The 25,560-nt window shown below is 69.3% G+C and carries 18 protein-coding genes; 6 read left to right on the top strand and 12 right to left on the bottom strand.

Translation table 11 applies throughout. From position 1 onward, the window contains the following. Nucleotides 1–470: 470 nt before the first annotated feature. Together WMF14_RS42575 and WMF14_RS42570 are read right to left on the bottom strand one after the other, a co-directional pair. The gene (locus tag WMF14_RS42575; protein ID WP_437796213.1) at nucleotides 471–707 is read right to left on the bottom strand and encodes a hypothetical protein; all 237 of its coding nucleotides are present in this window, start codon (nucleotides 705–707) and stop codon (nucleotides 471–473) included. Between the two features lie 216 nt (nucleotides 708–923). After that, a complete protein-coding gene (locus WMF14_RS42570) occupies nucleotides 924–1,964 on the bottom strand; it encodes a DUF1835 domain-containing protein (RefSeq protein ID WP_437796212.1) in 1,041 nt (346 codons plus the stop codon). 1,020 nt (nucleotides 1,965–2,984) lie between these two features. Here WMF14_RS42570 and WMF14_RS42565 point away from each other — a divergent pair. Further along, nucleotides 2,985–3,626: a hypothetical protein gene (locus WMF14_RS42565; protein ID WP_437796211.1), complete on the top strand. Its 642-nt coding sequence runs from the start codon at nucleotides 2,985–2,987 to the stop codon at nucleotides 3,624–3,626. A gap of 71 nt (nucleotides 3,627–3,697) precedes the next feature. Here the strand turns inward: WMF14_RS42565 and WMF14_RS42560 are convergent, their stop codons facing one another. From WMF14_RS42560 to rseP, 3 genes are all read right to left on the bottom strand, one after another. Beyond that, on the bottom strand, nucleotides 3,698–6,379 hold the full coding sequence (locus WMF14_RS42560) for an AAA family ATPase (RefSeq protein WP_437796210.1): 2,682 nt from the start codon (nucleotides 6,377–6,379) through the stop codon (nucleotides 3,698–3,700). A gap of 836 nt (nucleotides 6,380–7,215) precedes the next feature. Then, nucleotides 7,216–8,688 carry an RsmB/NOP family class I SAM-dependent RNA methyltransferase gene (locus WMF14_RS42555; RefSeq protein ID WP_437796209.1) on the bottom strand — a complete coding sequence of 491 codons (1,473 nt, stop codon included), beginning with the start codon at nucleotides 8,686–8,688 and terminating at the stop codon, nucleotides 7,216–7,218. After that, on the bottom strand, nucleotides 8,681–10,351 hold the full coding sequence (gene rseP / locus WMF14_RS42550) for an RIP metalloprotease RseP (RefSeq protein WP_272102179.1): 1,671 nt from the start codon (nucleotides 10,349–10,351) through the stop codon (nucleotides 8,681–8,683). The genes WMF14_RS42555 and rseP overlap by 8 nt, the downstream gene beginning before the upstream one ends. A gap of 407 nt (nucleotides 10,352–10,758) precedes the next feature. Between rseP and WMF14_RS42545 the strand changes: the two genes are divergently transcribed. Then, nucleotides 10,759–11,091: a polyhydroxyalkanoic acid system family protein gene (locus WMF14_RS42545; protein WP_437796208.1), complete on the top strand. Its 333-nt coding sequence runs from the start codon at nucleotides 10,759–10,761 to the stop codon at nucleotides 11,089–11,091. Nucleotides 11,092–11,273: 182 nt separating this feature from the next. Here the strand turns inward: WMF14_RS42545 and WMF14_RS42540 are convergent, their stop codons facing one another. The 3 genes from WMF14_RS42540 to WMF14_RS42530 form a co-directional block, all read right to left on the bottom strand. After that, the gene (locus WMF14_RS42540; protein ID WP_437796207.1) at nucleotides 11,274–12,254 is read right to left on the bottom strand and encodes a sigma-70 family RNA polymerase sigma factor; all 981 of its coding nucleotides are present in this window, start codon (nucleotides 12,252–12,254) and stop codon (nucleotides 11,274–11,276) included. Nucleotides 12,255–12,273: 19 nt separating this feature from the next. Then, nucleotides 12,274–13,563: a phytoene desaturase family protein gene (locus WMF14_RS42535; RefSeq protein ID WP_437796205.1), complete on the bottom strand. Its 1,290-nt coding sequence runs from the start codon at nucleotides 13,561–13,563 to the stop codon at nucleotides 12,274–12,276. 121 nt (nucleotides 13,564–13,684) lie between these two features. Beyond that, entirely contained in the window at nucleotides 13,685–14,308 is a 624-nt protein-coding gene (locus WMF14_RS42530; RefSeq protein WP_437796203.1) for a Dps family protein, read from the bottom strand. Between the two features lie 187 nt (nucleotides 14,309–14,495). Between WMF14_RS42530 and metG the strand changes: the two genes are divergently transcribed. Further along, nucleotides 14,496–16,568, top strand: coding sequence for a methionine--tRNA ligase (metG, locus tag WMF14_RS42525; protein ID WP_437796201.1), 2,073 nt, complete (start codon nucleotides 14,496–14,498; stop codon nucleotides 16,566–16,568). A 263-nt stretch (nucleotides 16,569–16,831) separates the two neighbouring features. On the opposite strand, the gene WMF14_RS42520 is transcribed toward metG, so the two are convergent. Beyond that, nucleotides 16,832–17,470, bottom strand: coding sequence for a TetR/AcrR family transcriptional regulator (locus tag WMF14_RS42520; protein ID WP_437796199.1), 639 nt, complete (start codon nucleotides 17,468–17,470; stop codon nucleotides 16,832–16,834). 87 nt (nucleotides 17,471–17,557) lie between these two features. On the opposite strand from WMF14_RS42520, the gene WMF14_RS42515 reads away from it, so the two are divergent. Further along, nucleotides 17,558–19,066 (top strand): FAD-dependent oxidoreductase, encoded by a 1,509-nt coding sequence (locus WMF14_RS42515; protein WP_437796197.1) that lies wholly within the window; start codon nucleotides 17,558–17,560, stop codon nucleotides 19,064–19,066. A gap of 137 nt (nucleotides 19,067–19,203) precedes the next feature. Here the strand turns inward: WMF14_RS42515 and WMF14_RS42510 are convergent, their stop codons facing one another. From WMF14_RS42510 to WMF14_RS42500, 3 genes are all read right to left on the bottom strand, one after another. Then, nucleotides 19,204–19,854, bottom strand: a complete 651-nt coding sequence (locus tag WMF14_RS42510; RefSeq protein WP_437796196.1) for a cupin domain-containing protein — start codon at nucleotides 19,852–19,854, stop codon at nucleotides 19,204–19,206. Nucleotides 19,855–20,289: 435 nt separating this feature from the next. Continuing rightward, on the bottom strand, nucleotides 20,290–20,706 hold the full coding sequence (locus WMF14_RS42505; RefSeq protein WP_437796194.1) for a thiol-disulfide oxidoreductase DCC family protein: 417 nt from the start codon (nucleotides 20,704–20,706) through the stop codon (nucleotides 20,290–20,292). Between the two features lie 91 nt (nucleotides 20,707–20,797). Next, nucleotides 20,798–21,274, bottom strand: a complete 477-nt coding sequence (locus WMF14_RS42500; protein WP_437796192.1) for a hypothetical protein — start codon at nucleotides 21,272–21,274, stop codon at nucleotides 20,798–20,800. Between the two features lie 192 nt (nucleotides 21,275–21,466). Here WMF14_RS42500 and WMF14_RS42495 point away from each other — a divergent pair, with 192 nt between their 5' ends. Beyond that, complete coding sequence (locus WMF14_RS42495) at nucleotides 21,467–23,062, top strand: sensor histidine kinase (protein ID WP_437796190.1); 1,596 nt, start codon at nucleotides 21,467–21,469, stop codon at nucleotides 23,060–23,062. 36 nt (nucleotides 23,063–23,098) lie between these two features. Then, a complete protein-coding gene (locus WMF14_RS42490) occupies nucleotides 23,099–25,552 on the top strand; it encodes a proprotein convertase P-domain-containing protein (protein WP_437796188.1) in 2,454 nt (817 codons plus the stop codon). Nucleotides 25,553–25,560 lie beyond the last annotated feature (8 nt).

Here is a 25,560-nt window from a genome sequence, read left to right as displayed (position 1 = left end):
GACAAGGGGCCGCGGCGGGAAGACAAGGGGCCGCGGCGGGGAGACAAGGGGCCGCGGCGGGGAGACAAGGGGCCGCGGCGGGGAGACAAGGAGCTGCGGCGGGGAGACAAGGGGCCGCGGCGGGGAGACAAGGAGCTGCGGCGGGGAGACAAGGAGCTGCGGCGGGGAGACAGGGGGCTGCGGCGGGGAGACAAGGGGGAGCCCTGGGTTTGAACGACCGGGAGCCCCTCGGCCAGGGGCTCATCGCCTCCAGGTAGAAGCGCCGCGGCCGGCGTCGAGTCGTCTGGCGTCGAGCTCCGGGAGCACCAGCGCCGCACCGCCGGCGTCGAGGTGAGCATGGGGCGCGTCGGGATCGCGCCGGCGTCGACGTCCACCTGGACGAGCGCGGCGCGGCCGCCGTCGAGCACATGGCGCCGGAGCCGATCGGAGCGGTTCCTCGCCACGGCACGGGCGTCGGTTGGAGCGCTGCTCTACGCGCAGCCGGCGTCGAGGTCCCCGGGCACGAGCTCGGGGCCGCCATCGTCGGCCTGGGCACGCGCCGGGCCGTCGCAGATGTCGAGGCGAACGTCGGCCAGCGCAGCGCAGTGGTTCTCCACCTCGCCGAGCGCAGGAGCGACGCAGCCAACGAGCAGCTCGATGGCGAACGTGGCGCCGTCGCCCATCTGGCCGAGTACAGGAGGGGCGCCGGCGGCGAGGCCCGCGGGCACGAGGTCAGCGCGCTTCGTCGCCGCCGCTGCGGTCGCAGAGGTCGAAGCGCATGCCTGGGTGCACAGTGCGGCCGCCACAGTCAAGCGGAATACTCGCGGCGCTACGGCCTTCCGGGCGAGAGCCGTTCGCCAACCACTTGGTTGACGAACACCTCACCCGAGGGACATTCTGCTGTCAGCGGATGTGCAGGCGTGCACGTACGTCGATCCCAGTCCTCACAACCGAGCCAGCCGTCCATCTTCGAGCAGCACCCAGGGGGATGAGGTCGAGTACGCCTCGATCCCAGCCATGGGCAAACTAGGTGCGTCCGCGAGGTGATCGAGACCTTCTCGGAGCTTCATGCCACGTTCGGTGAGCCGATAGACAAACGACTTCATTGGAGTACTAGGCTTCGGGCCAGGCGCGCGCTCCACTGCCGCGCTCGAATCGTGGTCTGCCCACTGCTCTAGACGGTCCACCAGGAACAGGTCGCCTGTGCAGGAAAGAAGCTGCCACAGTTCCATCCCCAATTGCGATTTGTGGACGGCTACGGCAGCAGGAGTTTGCCATTCCGCCGACAGAAGAGTTAGTATGAGCTCGTCGAATCGACTGAGGCGTAAGGCTCTTTTGGTAGTCAGTATTGGAAGGAATGAAGACATCAGAGCCCACAGCGGGGCTAGCTCCGGAAAGCCTTTCACGCCACGGGCGCAGCTTTGGGCGAAAGGTAAGGGGTTCGCATTGGTGTATAAGTCCCAGAGTCGGACGGCGCGATTATAGCGCTCGCGCAGCCAGGGGCGAGCATTGCTGAGGCGCTCGAGAAGAACCTCGTCAGGATGATCGGACACTGACGCGGAGCAGTCGAACGGTGGCATCGGTTTCTCTGGAATCCTTGTGCGTACTGGATTAAAATCGAGGATGAGGACGTCACGGTACGCGAACTCCAGCTGGCGCAGCCAATTACAGGTTCTCCAGAGGTTTACCCGTTCGTGTAGACTTGATGATGCCCACAGTACAACGGGAAGATCCCAGTGGATGTCTGATGAATAGAGCTGGTCCCATTCTTTGCCATAGGGGTCTCTGTTAGATGACTCTTCAGGCGAAGAACGCCACGCCTCGCGCGTTTGGGCATGCTCGATGGCATCCAGGCGACTCGGCCCGATGATAAGGCGATCGGCTGCGCGCACGACGTTGGTTGCGCCGATCTCCAGCAGCCGATCTGTTGTCCGCGTGTCGAAGGCTACATGCGTGGCCCCACGAAGAGTGTTGGATGTCGTCATATTTAGTAAAATCCACACTTGTGGCACTCTGCGGTTGGGTAAGGCTCATCCCGTTGGCAAAAGTCACGACAAACGGCGCAGAGTGTCTTTTTCCATTCGATCTCACGCGTACAAGGCCAGCCCTTGTCGTCGCAAGTATCGTACATGTCGGTGCATCTGGAAACTCGTGAGCATCCTGCCAACAGTTCAGACGATTCTCCCCCGACGTCGTCACCGTTTCGGAACCCGTCCCCCGCAGCTGCTGACCCCGGTGGGTATGGGTCTGCGGCTCCTGCGCCTTCCGTCCCCCTAAGATAGCACTCACCCATGTCGTAGTTGCACGACCACACCACGAGACCGAGAGGAATAAGAACAGCGATCGCCTTCATCTTCAACCTGTGGCGCATGCTCATCCTCCAAGTTTTTCCAGATGCGTGTGCGGGGGGGCGATGTCAACTGTGATTCAGGGGCAAGGATTGCGTCCATGCGGCTACGGCTTGTCAACCTCGCCCCGGTCCGAAGGCGAGCTCGAGCTGAGCGCAGCGGGTTGCACATCGTCGCGGCCGAGTTCGGCGCGGACCATCGGGGGTCGAGGCGCACGTCGGCGCGGCCTCGATCTCTGAGGCTGCTCGGCGCGTTGTGACGCCCGTGGGGGGAAGTCTCGAGCGTGAGCGCGGCGCAGCTCCCACGGCGGGGTGCGGAGGTCGAGGTTGACGGACATCGGCGAGCGCGGCGCCATCTCCGTCCACCTGGTCGAGTTCGGGCGCGGCGCCAGCGACGAGCAGCTCGAGCGCGAGTTCGGTGCAGCCCCCCCCGCGGCAGGGCGCGGCGGTCGAAGCGGATGCCGACGACGGCTGGCGACGAGGAGCGCGGGTGCGAGCGCTACATAGTCCTTCGCCGCGGCGGTGCGGCCGTCCGGGACGCGTCGAGCCCAAAGCATGGGGATCTGCTCGCCGAATTTCTCTTTGACGCCCACGTCATGCCCAGAAAGATCGTGCGCGCTCTCATATCGCCTGTCGCGGCTCGGCCAGGGCTTCCACCATGTCCATACCCTTACTCGGCAAGATCGGCTTGCTCTACGTCGGTGCGCTCGTCGTGGTTCCGGCGCCGGCCCGGGCACTCGAGTTCCACGGCGGGGTGAGCGTGGGCGGGATCCAGATCGGGACCGAACCCAGGCTTGCCGTGAGCCCCTTCGCCGGATGGCTCTGGCGCAGCGAGGGGGACTTACGGATCGAGGTCCACAACATGTTCAGCATCGTTCCAGGGGCAGGTGTCGGGGTCTACGATCGAACGGCAGTCACTCTTGGGTATGCCACGAAGACAACCACCGTCAGCCTCGGGCCGTCCCTGGCGATCTACTCGATGCCGGTGTGTGGTGCCGTGATCTGTGACCGCGTGGTTGGGGTTGCTCCAGGCGGCCGCGCCCAGTCCGACTGGTACTTCGCCGGGCCCTTCGGCTTGTACCCTTCGCGTCGCGCGAACTTCTCGGCGCTCAGCCCGCTGCACTCCCATCGCTCCACCCGCTCGGCCCACTCCGCCCTCGTCGCCATCGCTTCCTCCTTCGTCGCGATGGGGACTGGTAACCGGCCCCGACGGGCTGGTCACGATGGCGTTGGTCGGGTGGTTACGGAGGGCGCTCGCGGCGGCATCGCCCAGGCGCGCGGCGATCGAACGCACGGGTGAGCGACACGTCCCTCAACCCGGGGCTCGGCGCAGGAGCTCTTGTGTTACGGGGAAGCTCCGACGGGGGCCTACTACTGCCCCATGCGGCTCAGGCCGAGCCCGTACAAGTAGAGATCAGCGATCTTTTGCTCGCCGGGTCGGGGCGCGTCGCTCATCAATCCGATGGATTGAAGCCAAACGATTGCCTCCCTTGTGGGAATGCCACGCGGGCGGCCGCAGCGGTCCCATCGTTCCTGAATGGCCTTGTTGGCGATAGGCGATGTCCCGAGCTCGCGCAGGCTGTCGAGGAATGATCGAATTTCTTTGTACTCTTCTTTGAGCTCCTCGACGCGCTCCTTCGATGCCTTCTCCTTCAATCCCTGAAGCAGGGCGTCGACACGGATGAGCCGATCCCTTGGCGCTTGAACGCCTTGCCTGGTCAAGTACTCCAATTCCTTTTCCTTGGCAGCCATGAGGAGGTGCTGCATCGCGCGGGGGAAGAAATTCCCCTGACTGTCCGAGAGACGCTCGTACACCCATCGATGGACGTACTTCGACCTCTTCTTGCCCATCCGTATTCCCCATAGAGGCTCGAGGGCGTTTACGAGCGACTCCTCCGATGCCAGCTCGAGATTGCTCACCGGCTTGAATTTTCGTGCGATGTCGTCGAACCATGGCGAGGCGAGCGCTTGCTTCAGCGCCAATCTCAGCACGTCCGTTCGGCGCCACCGTAGCTCGATGTATCTGCCATTGAAGTGGCTCTTGTTCTGAAAAGTAAGCTCATTCCATAGGTCTTCCCGCAGGAGAACTTTGAATCGGATGGCCTTGTGGTGCTGGTCGTCGCTTGTCTGCAGCAGCTCGAATAGCCCTGATAGCGCCTTGTTCCGCAATGCTGCGTCTGTCTGAAAATCCTCATCCAGATCATCAAAGAAAAGCCAGACCTCGCGTTGAACACGGGCCATGGCATCGTCGAGCGCATCGAGTGCGTATTTGGAGTCGGTGGCGTTCGCGGCGATCTCCTCCACAGCATGCGTGTGCTCTCGGGTCCAGCGCAAAGGGGGACCGACCGTGGGCTTCTTCGCCTTTTTCCAGATCGCGTCAGGCATCTCCCTCGGCCTCCGTTCCAGGAGCGGGACGAGCCGTAGGAGGACAATGGCGCGCCATAAAGCGTGCCACGTGAGCTTCCGCTCGGCCACGAGACGATGCCACGCCACGAACTCGTCGGGGCCAGGCTTCGGACTTGCCTCGCCGTGCCCAGATACGAAATCGTATCGTTTGTCGTCGAGTCGTGGGCTCGCGAGTTCTTTCACCATGTCCTGGTGCTTCACGAAGATTCCGTAAAGCACGCTCTTCCCTGTACCCTTTCGACCGCGAACAAGGCACGTGGGCCCGTCGAGTAATTTGTCGAAGTCTGAAGTGCGGTGAAATAGCTTCTTGAGGCGCTCCTGATTCATCTCTTCGGCTGTCACCACGTCGAATGGAAGGCTCTCTAGGATTTCCCGGCGTGTGCCCTGACCCTGATGATCAAGGATCCGGACAAGGCTCGCCTCCTCCAGCGTCTCATCGATGCGGCTGACGAGCGGAGAGTAGTAGGTCCGAGCCGCGGCGACTGGCACTTCATCGGCGAGCGCGATCGCTTCGAGATACGGTATTCCAAGGAGTTGGTCTTCATCGGATGTCGCGCCAGAATCGTAGCTGTTCTCGACCTCGTCGCGGCCTTGATCTGTCGAGAGCACGCGGCCGAGCTCAGCGAGACACTCCTTCGCCCGAGACTCGCCCTCTTTTCGAGCGGGATACATGGAAGCCCAAAGACGGACGCGATCTCCAAGACCTAGAAGTCGTATGCCGTCGAGCAGCGGTCTGAGTCCATCCACATTTTGGCGACTCGGAAAGAAGACGACAAATGCCTCGTGCGCTGCGTGAAATAGACAGAAGGCGGCCCAGTCGTTGATGCCTGTGCGGGAGTCGATGAGCACATAGTCGGGCTCGAGTTGCTCATTGATTTGCTTTATGAATCGCTCCCATGGTCCTTCCGGTCCCAGGATGTCTTCGACACGCAAGCTTGCGATGCGTGCGATGTATGCCGAGTCCACCTTGCCGGCAGGAACGACGAAGAGCCGACCGCGTACCTCGGATCGAAAGCGTACCTCGCAGAACGTGTCCGTGATGGCCGGCGCCTGCTCTTCCGCCATTCCTGGACGTGATCGATAGAGGAACTCGAGGATGCCGACTGGCGGAAGCTTCGGTAGATCGAAGACGTCGTTGAGCCCGGGCGCCTCCAGGTCGAGGTCCACGAGCACCACCTTCTTCCCGCTACGAGCGAGCTCATAGGCGGTATGCGTGATGGCCGTCGTGCGACCGACGCCGCCTTTGTAAGAGTAGAAGGCGACCACTCGGGGTGAGGTCATCGGTTCGACCTGCGGAGAGCGTGCTTCTGCCTGAGCTAGGGCGGAGGCGAGCTCAAGCCAGGTCCCCGCGGGCTCACTCGGAGCTTCACGCGCCACCTGAGCACGCTCGAGCTCGAGCGCGCCCGCTTCCTCGGGAGTATAGAGCGAGAGGAATCCCGGACGGAGGCCCCTGTTGATCGCACGCAGCGAACGCTCGATGCGAACGCGACGATCGGCGGCGTCGACGTTCTCGAAGGCGCGACTGACAATGGTGCCGTTGACCGCCCCGCCTGGCAGAATGCGAATTCCGGCCAACCATTCGTCATTGTCCGATTTGAGAAGCTCAGCGGCTAGCCTTCGCTCCAGGGATTTTCCAGTAATGCTCATCGTGACCAGGACCCCCTGCTGCCACGAATGTGGCGCTTGAACGTATCATGCAACCGGTTCACTACTTCCCGGTAGGCGTCCCGCCATATCTGAAAGTCCACGTCTGAAGGCTCCGTCGCCGCGTAGCGCAGCTCGGGGTAGCTGCGCCTCAGGCTGGGCGGGCGCTGGATTGCCTCGAGCGCGGTGATGAACGACGTCGAAGAGAGAAGCATGGTCTGAACGGCGGTGGGGAGGAGACGGACCGCCCCCTGGAGTTCATGTCTCGGATTCTGCGGGTTAGCAGGGTACGTCGTGCATGCCCAATGCGTGATGCCCGAGGCGTACACGACGGCTGACTTGATGAGACACTCGACTGTCATCCCTCCAAGATGCTGTGCGATTGTACGTCGATTGTGGCGAATCAGGATTCGCACCGAACGGGCTCTGGGTCCAATCGCACCCATATAATCATCAACGGGATCAAACCTCTTCATGGCCCGGGCGCTCGCTGTACGTCCGTGTCATAGGCGTGCCGCCAGCCTACCCGAAATCGCGCACGGCAGGAAGCCGGTGCAGGCCCGCCGAAGGAGCCGGACCGGTTGCCGCTCAGGCCGGCTCGACGGCTCGCGGATGGGCCAGAGCGCTCAGCGCACTCAGGTAAAGCTGATCGGGAGGTGCCATAGAGCTGTTTCGGCGGCTCGGACACGAGAAGGTTCGGCCCTTCGCGGGCATTGAGAGTGACTTCTGTGTACGAAACCGTCGAGAGGGCCAGGCTCGATCGGTCGGAGCGAGGGCGGCGCTTGGAGCGTCGGTGCCACCGATCGCAAGGTCTGCCCGGCCGTGCTCGCCACGCATCGTCACCGCCGCACGACGAACATCGCGGCGAAATACCCGTCTGTGCCGTGCACGTGCGGCAGCAGCCGGAACGCGTCGCCGCCGCCCGCGAGCTCCCGCGCGAGCTCCGCGTCGAACGGCGCCGGCTCCAGCCGGACGCCGAGGCCGTCGTCCGCCGGGGCCGCGAGCCGCGCCGCCACGGCCTCGCACTCCTCGCGCAGCACGCTGCACACAGCGAACACGAGGCGGCCGCCGTCCCGGGCGCGGGTCGCGGCGCGGCGCGCGATCGCGACCTGGAGGTCGGCCAGGCGCGGGAGATCGTCCGCCTCGCGCCGGAGCGCGATCTCCGGGCGCCGCCGCAGCGTGCCCACCCCGGAGCATGGGGCGTCGACGAGCACCCGGTCGTAGCCCTCGGGGACGTCGCCCGCGCCCACCGTCCAGTCGACGGCGTAGGTCTCGCGCACGGAGGCCGCAGCCCGCCCGAGCCCGCCGCCCTGCGCATCGCCGGCCTCCGCGCCTGCGCCCTCTGCGCTCACGGGAGGCGCGCCCAGCGCCGCGCGGAGCTGCGAGAGCTTCGCAGGGTACAGATCCGCCGCGTCCACCGCGCCGCCGGGCAGCACCGCGCGCGACAGGATCCACGACTTGTTGCCCCGGCCGGAGCAGGCGTCGAGCACGGCCTCGCCGGGCCGCGCGCCGAGCGCGAAGGCGAGCGCCTGCGCCCCCTCTTCCTGGCCGATCCACGCGGCGCCGAAGCCCGGGAGCCGTCGGAGATCGCCCGCTCCCCGCGCGACGATCGCGGCCGGCGAGACGCGCCCCGCCTCGAACGTCGCGGTGGGCGCGGCGGCCCGCAGCGCCTCGAGCCACGCGCCGCGGTCCTCGCCGGGGGCGACGCAGAGGCCGGTCGGCGGCGGCACCGGGCCGGCCGACAGGAACGCCTCGGCCGCGGCCCGGCCGAGCGAGCGGCGCAGGGCGCCCCGCAGCCACCCCGGCGCGGAGGCGACCACCGCGCTCGCGAGCGGCGGGCGACCGCCGGACTCCACGGCCGCCGCGAGCCGGCGCAGCACGGCGTTCGCGAACGCGCCGACCCGCGGCCCGCCGGCCGCCTGGGCGCCGTCCACCGCCTCCGAGACCGCGGCGAACGAGGGGACGCGATCGAGGAAGCAGAGCGAGTACGCCCCCATCAGCACGTGGGCGCGCACCAGCGGGTCGGTCGTCCAGCGGCTCTTCGCGGCGAACTCGGCGATGCGCGCCTCGAGCGCCGCCTGCGCGCGCAGGACGCCGTAGACGAGCTCCGTCGCGAGGCCGACGTCCCGCGGGTCCAGCGCCGGCGCGCGGCGCAGCTCGGCGTCGAGGGCCGCCGAGGCGAAGGCCTCCGAGCCCCACACCCGCGCGAGCACGCGCGCCGCGACCGCGCGCGGCCCGCTCTCGGTCGGGTGCGGCGGGCGCGCCGCGCCGCGGCCCCCGTCGCGCCCGTCACCTTGGTCCCGGTCAGCCAACGAGCTCCTTGAATTGCCCCTGGATCACGTCCCAGCGGCGCTCGACGTCGTTCTTGAAGGCGATGCCCATCAGGCCGATGAGCACCACGAGCCCGACCAGGCTCGCGATCTCGCGGACGCGCAGCGGCAGCGGGCGCCGCAGCACGGCCTCGAACGTGAAGAACAGGAGGTGGCCGCCGTCGAGCACCGGGATGGGCAGCAGGTTGATGAGCCCGAGGTTGATCGAGATGACCGCCATCGCCCAGACGAAGTAGCTGACCCCCTTCGCGCCCTCCTCGCCGATCACGTCGTACACCGTGATCGGGCCGCCCAGCGTGGAGATGCTGACCTTGCCCTCCATGATGCGGACGATCCCGACCACGATGAACCGGATGACGTCGTACGTCTCGTCGACCGCGCTCTCCAGGGCGAACTGGAAGGCCGACGGGCTGTCGACGAACGGCTCGGCCACCATCGGCGACCAGTTCGACGCGCGCAGGTAGAAGCGCGGGCGGTGCTGGCCGTACTCGTCGATCCAGTCCTCGCGGCGGAGCTCGATGGTGCCGCTCTTGCGCTGGCCCGAGCGCTGCCACGTGATGACGTGCGATCTATCCGGGGCCGCGAAGAGCCGCTCGACGAACGTCGACCAGGCGGTGACCTCGACGCCGTCGACCTCCGTGATGCGATCGCCCGGCCGGAGCTCGGCGTCCCACTCGGCCGAGCCCTCGGGGACCTCGGCGACGTAGAGGTCGGCCGGCTCGATGCCGGTCCGCGCGAGCAGATCGCCGTGGCCGCTCTCCGGCGTCAGCGCGGCCACGCCCGACTCATAGACGGCGAGCTCGGCCAGGCCGCCGAGCGCGCGCGGCACCGTGACCGGCCGCAGGTACGTGACCGGCACCGTGGCGCCGCGGCTCTCCTCGAGCGCGATCTCCAGGTCGGCGAACGTCTTCACGGGCGTGCCGCGCACCTCCGTCACGACGTCGAACGTGCGCAGCCCGGCCCGGAACGCGGGCGAGTCGGGCCGCGAGACGCCCACCACGGCGGCGGGGCGGCTCGGCCGGACGCCGATCTCGCCCACCCGGTCCACGATCTCGAGCGGCTTCTGGACGACCTTCTCCTCGGGGACGACCGTGACCTCGACGTGCTCCTTGTTGCGGAACACCTTGAGCCGGAGCTCCTGGTTGGGGCTCTTCGTCACGATCCGGTGCAGCTCGGCGAAGGTGCTGACGCGCTCGCCGTCCACCTCGAGGATGCGATCGCCCGGGATCAGCCGGCCCTCGGCCGGGTGCCCCGGCAGGACCACGCCGACCGTCGGCGGGACGAAGCGGGTCTCCCCGATGAAGACGGCGAAGTAGAGCAGCACCGGGAAGAGCACGTTCATCGCCGGGCCGGCCATGACGATGATCACGCGCTTCCAGAGCGCCTGGGACTCGAAGGTGCGCTTGCGATCCTCGGGGAGCACGGCCTCCTGCCGGTTCTCCTCGAGCATCTTCACGAAGCCGCCGAGGGGCAGGAGCGCGACGCAGTACTCCGTCTCCCGGCCCCGCAGGCGCAGCACCCGGGGGCCGAAGCCGATCGAGAAGGTGAGGACCTTCACGCCGAAGATCTTCGCGCACACGAAGTGGCCGAGCTCGTGCACGAAGATGAGCACGGAGCAGAGCAGCGCGAAATACAGGAGGTCCACGGCGGCGGTTGTCTTTACGCGAGGCCGGGCTCGGTGACCACTGGCCACTGAGGGGGCGCGGGGCCGCGACGCCTCCGCGCGAAGGGCGGCCTCCGGCGCAGGCCTCCGGCGCAGGTACGCCGTCCGGTCCGTGGAAAGGCGCCCTCCGGCGTGAGGTGCCTTCACGGCGATGGCCCGGGTCGGCCGCCCACGAACACCCGCAGTCCCGCCGCGTGGCGAAATGTCACAGAGCGCGGGCGCGCGATGCGCGGTGCTGACGAGCGCCGGAGGGCCGCGTGCCCCGCGCATCCGTGATATCTCACCGATGGAACTCGGCCGGGCGCCGCGCCCGCGAGCGACGCCTCACGGCGGACGGTCCCCTGGCCGATTCTCGCGATGTGCCCTGATACGAACTGCGAGGTCCCATCATGAAGCACACGATTGAGCACGACCTGAGCGACAGCGAGGCAAAGCTGGCCACCGAACGAGCGATCGCGCAGTACCGAGAGCGGTACGCCGAGTACGATCCTTTCCTCGTGTGGCGCGACGCGCGGCGCGCCGAGCTCGGCTTCTCGGTGAAGGGCGTCAAGCTCAAAGGCAGCATGGAGCTCCGCCCCGGCGCCGTGGACGTGGATCTCGACGTGCCTCTCCTGATGCGCCCCTTCAAGGGGGTAGCGATCGCCGCCATCGACAAGGAGGTTCGTCACTTCATCGAAGAGGCGCACCGCGAACGGGCCCAGGGAGGCGGCAAAGCTACCTGAGCGAGCGGGCTGTTCCGCTATGGACATGAGCGCCAGACGGCGCTATGTTGCTCCGACAGTATTTACTTCGCCGGCCGAAGTACGCCCCGCGACACGACTCACTCCAGTGCTCGGCCGGCAGGGGGCTGTCTCCTTGCTGCTCACCCTGCCGGCCTCGTCGTCGCGCTCCCCCGTCGTTGGACTCACGGAGCGAGCGCCTTCACGGCCGTCAGCTTGCGCGAGGCCAGCACGGAGTGGATCACCGTGATGAGGCCGCTCGCGTCGATCTCGCAGCGCATGACGAACCGCGGCGCCAGCTTCTCCACGGTGCTCCTGCGCTCGATGACGACCGCAGGGAGGCCGTTGATGAGGCGCAGCTCGTGGCGGCGCGCTCCGGAGCCGTCGATCCTCAGCAGGCCGATGTAGAACCGCGCGACCCGGTTCGGGCCGACGACGATCCGGCGCGCCGCCTTGAACTCGCCGTTCGCGTCGTTGATGACCCGGACGCCCTCGCTCAGGAGCGCCTCGATCGCGGCGACGTCCTGCGTCGCCAGGGTCTGCAGGAAGCGCACGAGCGCAGCGCCCGACCGCTCGACGAGCTCGGGCGAGGGGCGGCAGCGGTCGCGCTCGTACGGCTCGAGGGCGCGGCGGGCGCGGTGGTGCGTCGTCTTCACGCTGGCCTCCGACAGGTCGAGCGCGGCGGCGGTCTCCTGCACCGAGTAGTCGAAGACGTCGCGGAGCAGGAGCACCGCGCGCTGCTGCGGGGTCAGCGCCTCGAGCGCGATGAGGAAGGCGAAGGACGCGCTCTCGAGGAGGTCGTAGCGGCCCTCGGTGCCGTCCTTGCCGGGGATCTCGAACGACGGGGGCTCGGGCTCCGCCTCGATCGGGGAGGGGAGCCACGGTCCGTCGTAGGCGAGGCGCTTGCGGCGCCGGAGGGCGTCGCGGCCGAGGTTGAGCGCGACGCGCGCGAGCCAGGGGCGGACGGGCTCTCCGGTGCGCGCGGGAGGGCGCTCCAGCGCGCGGACGAACGTCTCCTGCACGATGTCGTCCGCGTCCGCGGCGCTGCCGGTGAGCCGGTAGGAGAGGGCCCAGAGGAAGCGCTCGTGCTCGCGGTAGCTCGCGGCGACGAAGCCGGGGGCGGCGAGCCCCGCGCTCGGGGCAGGAGAGGCCGTGGAGCTGCTCATGGCGCGTCGGGTAACCCCGTCACGCCGCGCGGTCGAGCGCGCGGCGCGAGAGGATGGCCCTCGCGGCGTCCCGCGCGCTGGCGAGGCTCGCGTCGGCGAGCATGCCCGTCGGCCCGACCCAGTCGCCCGCGAGGAAGAGCCCGTCGAGATCCGGGACGCGGACGCCGGGGCGCCCTGCGTGGCCGCCTCCCTCCGTCGTGACCACGGCGTTGGAGACGATGAGCGAGGGCAGGAAGCGGCGCTCGACGATCGCGTCGCGGTAGCCGGGCTGCGCGCGGTCGAGCAGATCCTCGAGCTCGCGCTCGGGCTCGCGGCCGGCGAGCTCGGGGCTGTACTGGGCGGTGTGGATCACGGCGCCGCCCGCGGGAGCGAGGCGCGCGGCGTCGGAGTGGACCGACAGGTAGAGCGGGCGGTCGATGCCGAGCACGAAGCCCGGGCGCTGGCGGGGGAGCCTCGACAGGGCGACGTCGAGGCACGCGGCGCGGACCGGGACGGTGCGCTCGGCGTGCGCGGCGAGCGCCGCGCTCGTAGGCACGAGCGCGGCCACGGCGCGCGGGCTCGCGGCGATGAGCACGGCGCCGGCGCCCAGGCGGTCGCCGTTCGCGAGCTCCACGGCGGAGACGGCGCCGCCCTCGGCCGCGATCTGCGTCGCGCGCACGCCGCTGAGGATCTCCACGCCGGCCGCCACGGCAGCGTCGCGCAGGCCGTCGACGAGGGTCCTCCAGCCGCCGTCGAGGTAGAGCACGCCGTGGCTCAGGGCGAGCTGCACCTGCGCGAGCGCCGCGCCGGCGCTCTGGCGATCGTCGTCGGCGCAGTAGGTCGACAGCCGGACGATCGCGCCGACGAAGCGCCGCACCTCGGGCGTCCGGAAGGCGTCGCGGAGCCAGGCCGAGACCGGGACCGACGCGAGCGGCGCGGGGTTCGCCGCGGCGAGGCTGCCAAGGACGCGCCCCATCTCGACCTTCGCGGCGAGGGGGAAGAGGCCCGTCGTGAGGAGCGACAGGGCGCCGGACGGCAGGGTGTGGAGGGCGCCGCGGTCGAGGGCGAGCGCGCCCGACTGGGAGGGCGGCGCGCCGGTGAACCGGACGCCGAGCTCGCGGAGCACCTCGTGCGCCGCGCCCCCGCGGTAGAGCGCGTGGGCGCCGAGGTTCAGCGAGAATCCGTGGCTCTCCTGCGTGGAGGCGCGGCCGCCCGGCGCGTGCGCCTTCTCGACGAGGGCGACCGACCGACCCGCCCGGCCCAGGTACGCCGCCGCGGCCAGGCCCGCGAGCCCGCCGCCGATCACCACCACGTCTTTTGTAGTACGCATCACATGACCCCTTTCCTGGCGGTACCACGATCGGGGGGCCGGAAAGGTTACGCGCGCCGTGTCGAATTTCCGGAGCGCGCCCGGAGGGCTGGGCGGGGAGGGGGAAGCGGCGTGCCGGCGCTCAGGTGGCGCGGACGAGCGGCGTGTCGACGAGGTGCTCGGACAGGAACCACACCTGCATCTCGTTCGTGCGGAGGACGTCGCTCATGAGCAGGTCGGCGGTGCCGTCGTCGCGGTTGTCGGTGGCGAGCCTCACCGCCTCGCGCGTCTCCGCGAGGATGACCTCGTGCGCGTCGAGCAGGCGCGAGAGCTGGGCGGGCACCTGCTCGCGGCCGCGGGGCGCCCGCTCGATCCTCGTCGTCTCCGCGACGTCGTGCGCCATGGCGATCGAGACGCCGCCCAGCATCTGGACGCGCTCGCCGAGCATGTCGATCAGCGCGGTTTGCTCCTTGAAGTGCTTGTCGAAGAGCAGGTGGAGCTGGAAGAAGGTCGCCCCGGACACCTGCCAGTGGTGCTTCTTGTACATGTCGCGCAGGACGAGCGTGTCCGACAGGATCTGATTCAACGCCCGGATGCTCTCCGCGCGCGACTTCGAGGCGAGCGCCAGGGGATAGTCCACGACCGTCCCGAAAGGCTGGATCTCCTCGCTTCGCTGGCGGAGGAGCGGCTGGGCCTCCAGCGCCCGCGCTCCGCCTTCCTTGCCGCCACGCCCCTGTTTCCTCTGTTGCTTCCGCTGTACTGCCATGGGCCCCTCCCCGTCGATCGGTTCACTACGTATCTAGAGCCCGAGGCTGCTCCGTCCATGGCTGCACGTCCGCTGTCGTGTCCAGGCCGGCTCGCGCGGCGCTCCGCTGGGGGGCGCGCCCGCGCGCCCCCGCGGAGCGCCGCGCGGCTCGCATCCGGCCGGGATTTCGTGCAAAGTCCAGCGCAGCATGAAACGGCTCCTGCTCACCAGCGCGCTGCCCTACGCCAACGGGCACATCCACATCGGCCACCTCGTCGAGTACACCCAGACCGACATCTTTGCCCGTTATTGGCGCATGACCGGGCGGAGGTGCATTTACCTGTGCGCCGACGACACCCACGGCACGGCCATCATGATCCGCGCTCGGCAAGAGGGGCGGAGCGAGGCGGACGTCATCGCGGACATGAGCGCGGCGCACCAGCGCGATTTCGCGGCCTTCCAGATCCGGTTCGACCACTACGGCAGCACGAACTCCCCCGCGAACCGCGCGCTGTGCGAGGAGATCTGGGCGTCGCTGCGCGAGCGCGGCATGGTGACCACGAAGGAGGTCACGCAGCTCTTCGATCCGCAGGAGGGCATGTTCCTGGCGGATCGCTTCGTCAAGGGTACCTGCCCGAAGTGCGCGGCCCCGGACCAGTACGGCGATAGCTGCGACCGGTGCGGCTCGACCTACGCCGCGACCGATCTGGTCGAGCCGAGGAGCGCGCTCACGGGCGCGCGGCCCGAGGTGCGGAGCGCGCAGCACCTCATGGTGGCCATCGAGCCGGAGCGGCCGTTCCTGTCGACCTGGACGCAGGGCGAGGGGCGGATGCCGAAGGAGATCGCGAACTACCTCGCGGGGCACTTCCTGTCGGAGCCGCTCCGCGACTGGGACGTATCGCGCCCCGCGCCGTACTTCGGGTTCGAGATCCCCGACGCTCCAGGGAACTACTGGTATGTCTGGTTCGACGCGCCGATAGGGTACATGGCCGCGAGCAAGGAGTGGTGCGACCGGGAAGGCGAGGCGTTCGACGACTGGTGGCGATCCGAGGAGACGGAGGTAATCCACGTCATCGGGAAGGACATCGTGTATTTCCACACGCTCTTCTGGCCGGCGATGCTGAAGAGCGCGCGCTTCTCGCTGCCGTCGCGCGTGCAGGTGCACGGGTTCCTCACCGTGAACGGAGAGAAGATGTCGAAGAGCAAGGGCACCTTCGTGCTGGCCTCGACGTACCTGAAGCACCTCGACCCGGCGTACCTCCGTTATTACTACGCGAGCAAGCTGAGCTCGAAGGTCGACGACATCGATCTGAACCTGGAAGAGCTCGTGAACAAGGTGAACGCCGAGCTCGTGAACAAGGTCGTGAACCTGGCGAGCCGGTCGTCGCGCTTCGTGGCGCAAGCGGGGCTGTCGGCGGTCTACCCGGAGGACGGGGGCCTGTTCGCGGCGGCGGCGGCGGAGGGCGACGCGATCGGGGCGGCGTACGCGGCGTTCGACTATGCGCGGGCGACGAGGAGCATCGTGGCGCTGGCGGACCGGGCGAACGAGTATGTCGACCGGATGCAGCCGTGGGCGCTGGCGAAGCAGCCCGAGAAGAAGGCGGAGGTGCAGGCCGTTTGCACCGTGGCGCTCAACCTGTTCCGGCAGATCGTGCTCTACCTGGCGCCGGTGCTCCCGAAGCTGGCCGACGACGTCGGGCGGCTGCTCGGGTGCCCCATGGACCGGTGGGAGCTCGCGAAGACGCCGCTTGTGGGGACGCCTGTGGCCGCGTATGAGCACCTCATGAAGCGGGTCGAGCCGGGCGCAGTGGAGAAGATGATCGCGGAGGGCCGCCCTGCCGAGGAGGCGGCGGCGCCGGGCGGCGCGGCGGGGGCGAGCGCCGAGGCGGGCCAGGCGGCGGCCGGCGGCGCGGCCGCGGAGGACGACGGCGCGGCGCTCGCCAAGGAGCCGCTCGCGCCGGAGTGTACGATCGACGATTTCAGCAAGGTCGACCTGCGCGTCGCGCGAATCGTCGCGGCGGAGCACGTGCCCGAGGCGAAGAAGCTGCTCAAGCTGACCGTCTCGCTCGGCGGCGAGGCGCGGAGGACGGTGTTCGCCGGGATCAAGGCGTATTACAAACCGGAAGATCTCATCGGGAGGCTCGTCATCGTGTGCGCCAACCTGGCGCCGCGGAAGATGAAGTTCGGCCTCAGCGAGGGGATGGTGCTCGCGGCGGGGGACGAGACGGTGCATCTCCTGTCGCCGGACTCGGGGGCGAAGCCGGGGATGCGCGTGCACTGAGGGAGCTCACGGAGGTCCTCGCTGGCGTCGCGTGCCGCCCGCGAGGACGGCCCCGCCGATGTGAGAGCTGCCGGATAACGAGCGGGTGTCGATCGTCGCCCGGATATCGGCTCGCCAAAGTATCAAGCCGACTGGAGCCGTGCGTGAGCGCGCCGACTGCGGGTGTTCACCAGCGCATCGACGAGCTGATCGAGATCCGTACGAGCGAGAGCAGCGTTCTCGACGATCTCCACGCGCCGCGCTTTCGTGGACCGGTCAGCACGTCATCGACGCCGAACGCGACGTGCTGCATCGCCTTCGCGCGCTCCAAAGCTCTGTACGAGGGGCAGGAAGAGCTCGTCCACGATGGACTGGATGCGTGCGGGCTTTAGCGGCTTGAGATCCATGAGCAGGTCGTGCCGCACGAGGTCGTACGGCAGGGCGAGCACGGCGGAGGGGATGCGCTCGAGGTTGACCTCGCCGCGGTCGTGGGCGCGCTGGTAGGGGATGCGGACACGCGGCTTCTGGGTGCCCATGACCTTGTCGCGCACCTGCGAGGGGGTCAGGCCGGTGCCGGCCAGCAACCCCGAGAAGGCGGCGGCCGCGGCGATGGCGAAGAAGCCGGCGAGGGCGTCGCTCAGGGCCGTCAGGTGGGCGAGCAGGTCGCTGCGCAGGGCGCCGGTGTCGGGGACCGCGACCGGGCTTTCGTCCCGGCGGTGCTGGATGGCGGCGAACACCAGCTCGTCCTTGTTCGCCCAGCGACGGTACAGGACCGCGATCCCCGTGCGAGCGCGCGCGGCGACCGACTCCATGGTCAGGTTCGCGAAGCCGACCTCGACCAGCTCCTCCCAGGTCGCGTCGAGCAGATCGGCCTCGAGCTGCGCGCCGCGTCGCCTGCGGCGCGTTCGTGTTCCTGTCGTCATGGCCCCGATTGTTTAGAGAGATTTTCATTTCTTATCAACGCCGCGGATGATAAGAGATGGATCACTCTCTTCAACCGGAGGCTGACGATGGCGGATCCCGAGGCGTGCGCAGTGCTGATCGTCGGCGCCGGCCCGACCGGGCTGGCGCTGGCCTGCGGGCTCGCCCGCAGCGGCGTGTCCTTCCGCCTGATCGACGCGGCCCCAGGCCCGCGGCCCGGCTCGCGCGGCAAGGGCATCCAGCCGCGCACGCTCGAGGTCTTCGACGATCTCGGCATCGTCGATCGCGTGATCGCCCACGGCCGGATGGCGATGCCGATCCGCTCCACGGCTCCCGACGGCCGGGTGACGCTGGGCGGCGCCGTCCCCGAGGCGTTGAAGGGTCGCTCCGACATCCCCTATCCGGCGAGCCTGATCACGCCCCAGTGGCGCACCGAGGAAGCGCTGCGGCTGCGGCTCTTGGAGCTCGGCGGCGCGGTCGAATTCGGTGCTGCGCTCGCGAGCTTCGAGCAGTCCGACGAAGGCGTGTCGGCGGTGGTCGTCAAGGGCGGTGAGGTGGAGACGGTCGCCGCGCGCTGGCTGGTCGGCTGCGACGGCGGCCACAGCGTCGTCCGCAAGCAGGCCGGCATCGCGTTCGAGGGGGAGACCCGCGAGGAAGTGCGGATGATCGTCGCCGACGTCGGCGTCGACGGCCTCGACCGCGACGCCTGGCACATCTGGTGGCACGAGGAGGGCGTCGTCGGCCTCTGCCCGCTGCCCTCGACCGACGTCTTCCAAGTTCACGCCGTCGTCGCGCCGCGACAGGACCCCGAGCTCAGCCTCGCGAACATGCTGGCGATCCTCGAGCGGCGGAGCGGCCGCACCGACCTCCGGCTCCACGAGCCGGCGTGGTCGTCGCTGTGGCGCGCGAATGTCCGCCTCGTCGACAGATATCGCGAGGGTCGCGTGTTCCTCGCCGGCGACGCGGCGCACGTCCACTCGCCCGCCGGCGGCCAGGGGATGAACACGGGCGTCCAGGACGCGCACAACCTCGGCTGGAAGCTGGCGGCTGTCGCGAAGGGCGCCTCGCCGGCATTGCTCGACAGCTACGAGACCGAGCGGAGGCCGATCGCAGCCGGCGTGCTCGCGCTCTCGAACTCACGCCTCCAGCAGGTGCTCGAGCGGAAGGACACCGCCCTCCGTCGCGATGCGAGCGTCACCCAGCTCGACATCCACTACCGCGGCTCTTCCCTGGCGCGCGACGACCGCGACGAGGCTGCCCTGCTCCGCGCCGGCGACCGCGCCCCCGACGCGACGAAGCTGACCACGGTGGAAGGTGAACGCCGGCTGTTCGAGCTGACGCGCGGCGGGCGCTTCACGTTGCTGAGCTTCGGGCCTGCGCCTGCGATCGGCGCCTCAGCCTCCGACCTGAGGACGCTCCATGTCGTCGGACAGCCGACGGGCCCCGACGACATCGCCGACACCGCTGGCCATCTCGCCCACGCCTACGGCGCGATGGAGCGCACCCTCGTGCTCATCCGTCCCGACGGCTACGTCGCGCTGATCTCCGACGCCGGCGACGCCTCGGCAGTCTCGGACCATCTCGCTGCGTTCAGCTGAGCGTTGCGATGGCGGGTCTGCGATGGGCGCGACAGAGAAGCGCAAACCCGATGTGAGCGAAGTGCGTTCTGGCAGCGGCGAGGGCCATGAGGGCGTTTGGTGCCAGCCGACCGTTGCTTCGACGATGCGAAGCGTGGTCACGGGACGACCAGCACTGGAGCGCCCTTGCGGACCACGTAAGATATGACGAACTTGAGCGGCTTCGTGGCGCTCGTGTTCTTGAACATCACGTGGGGCACGTTCGGCAAGTCCCGAAAGCTCTGCCCTTCGCGGACCTCGATGGTCTTGCCGCCCTCGAAGGTGGATTCGAAGCTGCCGTTCACTACGTACCCGACGCCAGCCGCCGGGTGGTGGTGCCGCGGCGCCGCGACGCCGGGCGCATACTCGATGAGGTACATCCGCGTCTCCCACCCGGGAAGCTCCTGCAAGTCCGACTGATCGAGCAGCGTACGCGAGATCCCCTGGGCAGTTTTCGGTTCCTGGGCGCGCTCCGCGCTTCCCGCGGAGCCTGGTGCGGTCGTCGCCGGAGCTCGTGCATCCGGGTGCGTTTCCACCGCAGGCGAGGCAAGTTGGTTGGCGTTGGCCGCCGGCGCTGAAGCTGCGCCGGCCTCGTTTTCCTGCGTTCGAGCGACCGACGTCGCCTCCGGCCCGTTCAGCGGGAGCTTCGCGTCAGCGGACACAGGCGCCGGCGACGGTTGCGTCGCACAAGCGCTCACCAGCAGAAGCAACAACGTCGCACCGCCGAACAACGTCGAGGGAAACTTGCAATCGAGCACGCTCTTTCCCATGGCACTCCTCTTCCAAGTCGAACCGTCCGGGGCGAGCTCAGAGATGCGTGGCGATTGCGGCAACTGCCGCTGCCGAGCGCCTCTTCACCGCACACTTCCTGACAGGGCCCGCACGCGTCTCCGCATCAGGAGAGGTTCTTGGAACGCCCCTTCCACATAACTACATTTGTAGTTCACTGCTTGCCGCTTGTCAACGGTCCAAAGCAGGGGGACACGGCCGGGTCAGGGGCAGCGTCTCGGAGAAGGCCAGCCGTCGGGCCGGTTGCAACCAATCACCGGCCGGCTGACGCCTTGGATGCGATCGCGTCGCATGCTGCGGCGTAGCCGCTGCGCGCGGGCGATCAACTACGCAAAATCTGTTCTTTTTTGCGACTTTGCGTTGAAATCTCTCTCCGGATCCCTGGCGGGACCTCTGGCGGGCGAAACTAGCTCTCTTCACCGATAAGGCCCTGCCGCCGGCGCTCCCGGCAGCCGGCAGGAGCCGCTCGCGCAGGACGGGTGGCCGAACCAGCCCGCGAGCCACTTCCTGTTGCCCGACAGCGCGTGGAAGAAGCGCTCCGCCATCTTCGAGAGCGTGTCGCCGCTCAGCCGGTACGACCACTCGCGGTACCCCTCGAGCGCCCAGAGCGCCACGATGAAGGCCGCGGGGCCGGCCCAGACCTCGCCGCGATCGCTGATCACGACGAGCTCCTCGCCGAGCCAGGGCACGGCCCCGTACCGCTCCGCCGCCTCGGGCGAGCCGGCGGGCAGGAACTCCATCTCGACCAGCGCCGCCTGGCGCTCCATCCAGTGGCGGCACCGCGCGCACAGCGCGCATTCGGCGTCATAGAGCACGGTGATTCGCTCGATCATGGCCCGCTCTCCTCGCAGCGCGGAGGCCAGGGCGCCTGGCCGCGCCGCCAGCGCGAGGCGCCACGGCGCCCCGCGCCCGCGTCCGGGTTCGTCACGCCGAGACCTCCGCGACGGCCCGCCGGCGCTGTCGCTGCGCGGCCATCTCCTCTTCCGCGCGCTCCGTGCGCGGATCGATGCGCATCTGCGGCGCGACCGGAGGCGGCAGGACCGCGAGCTTCGCGCGGCGGCGGATGCGGTGGAACACGAGGAGGTTCGTGAAGTGCATCAGCGCGAGCGAGAGCAAGAGCAGGCCCAGCTTCGACGACAGCACCTCGACCGCCTCCGTCAGCGTCGCCGAGCCTTCCGCCTTCAGGATCAGCGACGCATACCCCAGGTTCACCAGGTAGAACCCCACCACGAGCAGGCGGTTCACCGCCTCGGCCATCCTCGGGTTGTCGGCGAACACCTCCTCCAGGAACACCGATCCATTCTTGAACAGCGTGCGGGCGATCCAGATCGTCAGTCCGACGCTGATGACCGCATAGGCCCCGTACACCGCGATGAGATAGCTTTCGACCGGATCTGCCATGGTTCGTCTCCTCGACAGGCCTCTCAGCAGCGCCCGTGCCATCGGCGGGATCCGCGCCGATCGGCCGGATCAAGGCGCGGCGCCGGGCCGCGGTGCCCAGGCCATGGGCAGGCCGCTGCCCACGCCGTGGACACCTCGCGCCCCCGGGGCATTCGGCGTTATCGTCGGGGCTTCCTACCCCGCCGAGGCCGTGTGAGACCCCTGGTCGCTCTCGCGTACTACCCGCTCTGGGCCGCTGCCGTTACCGTCGCTGTCACCGCGCTGCGGCTCGGGCGCAACGTGGGCCGCGGCCTCGTCGCGCTCTGCTTCTTCCTCGCCTTCTGGGTCACAGGGCTCATCCTGCTCGAGACCGACGGCACGCTCGCCCTCGCCGAGCACGTCCTCCCGAGCGGGATCATCGTCGCCGCGGGCCTCGCCCACGCCTACACCGACGTCGCCGGCGCCTCGCGCCGCCCCGTCGCCCTGGCGTACGCCGTGAGCGCCGCGGTCGCGCTGCTCGGGGCCGTGGACCCGCGCCTCTTCTACGGTCCTGCGGCCCGCTCGCCGGGACCGCTGTTCTTCCCGTCCTCGGTCATCATGGCCGTCGCCTGGGTCGTGGTCGCCGTTCACATCGGGCGCGCCGCGCTCGCGGCCCGGGGGCTCCAGCGGCGGCGCATCGCTGCGCTCTTCTTCGGCAGCGTGCTCGCGACGCTCGGGGGCGGGTTCGTCGTGGGGCTGCGCGTGCTCCGGCTGGGCGACGTGCTCCTCGGCGCGCCGCTCCTGCTCCTCGCCATCCTGCTCGTGGCCTACGCCGTGCTCATCGGCGAGCTGGGCCGCTCCCGCCGCGTCTTCGCGCAGGGGCTCGCCTACGCCGGCCTGACGGCGCTCGTCTCGACGCTCGGGCTCGTTGTCTTCTTCAAGGTCCTGCCCGGGCTCGCGCCGGGCGGCGGCGCGTCGCTCGGCTGGCTCGCCTTCGTCGTCTTCCTCGCCGCGCTCCCGTCCGACCCGCTGCGCATGCTCGTCGTGGAGCACCTCGGGCGCCGGCTTTTCTCGAGGCCCATCGGCGTCCGCGACCTCGCCGACGAGATCGAGCGCGTCGAGGTGCGCGCCGACCAGGCCGAGCGGCTCGCCGAGCTCGGCCGCCTCGCGAGCGCGGTCGCGCACGAGATCCGCAATCCGCTCGGGGTCATCGCCGCGCAGGCGAAGCTGCTCGAGCGGCAGGGCGCCAGGCCCGAGACCGTGGCGTCGCTGCGCGCCCAGGTCGACCGGGCGAGGCGCTTCCTCGACGATCTCCTCCGCTACAGCCGCCCGAGGCCGCTCGAGGTGAGCGAGGTCGACGTGCTCTCCACGCTGCGGCTCGCGGCGAGCCAGGTCCGGCAGATCGTCGGCGAGGGCGCGCCGCCCATCGAGGTGGCGTCCGAGGCAGGCGGGTCGATCTTCGTCGAGGCCGACCGCGGGGCGTTCCTCGACGTCGCGACGGCGCTGCTGCAGAACGCGGCCATCGCGCTCGACGGGAGCCCCGAGGGGCGGATCCGGGCGGTGGTCACGCGCGGCGAGGGCGGCTTCGTTGTCGTGCGCGTGGAGGACAACGGCCCTGGGGTGCCGGCCGAGATCGAGGCGATGCTGTTCCAGCCGTTCGTGACGGGGCGGGGGCGAGACGCGAAGCACCCGGGCACGGGCCTCGGCCTGGCCGTCGCGGCGCGCTGGCTGGAGCGGCACGGGGGAGCGCTGCGCCACGAGCGCGCCCCGGGGGGCGGCGCGCGCTTCGAGGCGCGGTGGCCCGAGAGGGCGGCGGAGGCGGCGGGGTGAGGTGGTGTCGGGGCAGCTGAACGGAAGGGAAACGACGTGAAAAGCAGCGATTTCATCAGCTCGTCCGCTGCGCTGGGGGCGGCGGCGTTGATCCTCTCCGGCTGCGGCGCAAACGAAGGCGACGGCCTTGGCAGTGCGCGACTGGCCGTCGGACAGGATCTCGCTTCGGAGGCGGAGCCCAACGGGACGGCGTCGCAGGCGAACGCCATCTCCAGCGACACGGTCGTGCGCGCCAACCTCTCTCCAGACGGCGACGCGGATCTCTTCTCGTTCCAGGCGCCCGCCGGGAGCCGTGTCTACGCGGCCGTGATGTCCGCGTCTTCCACCGCGTCGCAGGACGCCGACCTCGACATCCTCGATCAAGACGGCACGACCGTGCTGGAGACTGACGTCTTCAACGGGTCGTTCGGGGGCTTGTCGCCGAGCATCGCGGGCACGCCCCTCGCGACCGCAGGAACGTACTACGCGCGCGTGCGCGTGCCCTCCGCGACCGTCCAGGTGCGCCCCTACGACCTCCACCTCAAGGTGCAGAGCGGCGTGCCCATAGCGGAGGTCGAGCCGAACGACACGACACCGCAGGCGCTCCCCGCGACCGGCTGGATCGCTGGCACGCACAGCGGCGCGACCGATGTCGACAGCTACTCGCTCTCCCTCAACGCCGGCGATACCCTCTTCGCGAGCCTCGATCAGGACCCGACGCGCGACCTCACGCAGTTCGCCGCCGCGCTCGCGATCGGCCCCTTCGGGTCCGGGTTCGACATCCAGGTGGACAACCAGTCCGGGCCTGTCGAGACACCCTACTCGGACGCCATCTTCGCGACCGTCAAAGCAGCAGGCACCTACAGGGTGACCGTGACGGGCTCGGTGACGGTGGGTGATTACGGGCTCAGCGTGAGCGTGCATCCGGCGGCGCCGAGCGTGGGGTGCACCACGTACGACAGCGCGAACGTGCCCAGGGACATCCTCTTCGGCGCGCCCACGACGTCGTTCATCGACGTCCCGGGCGCGCCCCGTATCGGTGACCTGAACGTGAGCGTCCGGCTCAGCCATCCCATGCCCCCCGACGTGGACGTGTACCTCGTCTCGCCGGCCGGCAACACCAACGGTCTCTTCACCGATATCGGCAGCAGGACCTACCCGAACCTCGAACTCACGATCGACGACGAGGCTGCGTTCCCGGCCGGACACTTCACCCTGCTGAACGGCATGGTGGTGCAGCCGGAGCGCGACTACCGGTTGCACTGGTTCGATGGGGAGAACGCTGGAGGCCGGTGGACGCTCACGCTCCGGGACGATACGGACAACTCGAACAACCTCGGCGTGTTGTCCGCGTGGAGCCTCACGATCTGCGACGCGCCGATCCCCGCGCCCTCGTGCTCGAGCGGCGACGCCCCGTCCACCCGGCTGTCGGCGGACTTCGAGGGCGGCGCGCAGGGCTTCACGCACGCAGGCACAGCGGACGCGTGGGCGCTCGGCGCACCGAGCGCCGCGCCGATCGCGACGTGCAACGGCGGAACGCAATGCTGGAAGACGAACCTCTCGGGCGTGTACAACGCGAGCTCGAATCAGGATCTCGTCTCCCCGCCGATCGACCTGTCCGGGGTGCAGGCGCCCATCCAGCTCCGCTGGGCGATGAAGTACCAGCTCGACAACGCGTCCTCGGATCACGGGTGGGTGGAGATCCGAGAGGTCGGGGGTGCGAACGCCAGGCGTCTCTGGGAGTTCCTCGATGCATCGATGACCACGACCGTCGGTAGCTCCAACCTGGTGCTCCAGGAGAGCGCCGGATGGGGCACGCACTACGCCGACGTCAGCGGATACGCCGGAAAGCGCGTGGAGGTGGTGTTCCACCTCGACAGCGACGCGAGCGTCCAGCTGGCCGGTCTCGCGATCGACGACGTGTCGGTCCTGGGCTGCCCGCGCAGCAGCACGGGCGAAGGCGGCGGTGAAGGCGGCGGTACCGGCGGCGGAAGCACCACGGGTGAGGGCGGCGCGACGGGCAGCGGCGCTGGCGGCGCGGGGACCGGCGGCGCCACGGCGACCGGCGGCGCCGTCACGAGCGGCGCAAGCACCACGGGTGAAAGCGGCGCGACAGGCAGCGGCGCCGGCGGCGCAGGGGTCGGCGGCGCCGCGGCGGGCAGCGGCGGCAGCACCACGGGCGAAGGCGGCGCGACCGGCAGCGGCGCCGGCGGCGCGGCGACCGGCACGGCCACGGCGGTCACCGGCGCCGGCACGAGCGGCGGCAGCAGCACGGGCGAAGGCGGCGCGACCGGCAGCGGCGCCGGCGGCGCGGCGACCGGCACCCCCGCGTCGGGCACCGGCGCGGGCGCCAGCTCGAACGGCGACCCATCCGCCAGCAGCGACAAGACGAGCGGCTGCGGGTGCCGCTTCGTGGGCGGTGACGAGCCCCCGTGGCCATGGCCCGCGGCGCTCGCGCTCATCGCGCTGGCCCGGATACGTTGTAAGCGGTTGCGCTCGCAAAGCTCCTGAGGAGATCC

Origin of the sequence: Sorangium sp. So ce693, from assembly GCF_051521375.1 — a bacterium.
Taxonomy (GTDB): domain Bacteria; phylum Myxococcota_A; class Polyangia; order Polyangiales; family Polyangiaceae; genus Sorangium; species Sorangium atrum.
This window is presented reverse-complemented; position numbering and strand designations above follow the sequence as displayed.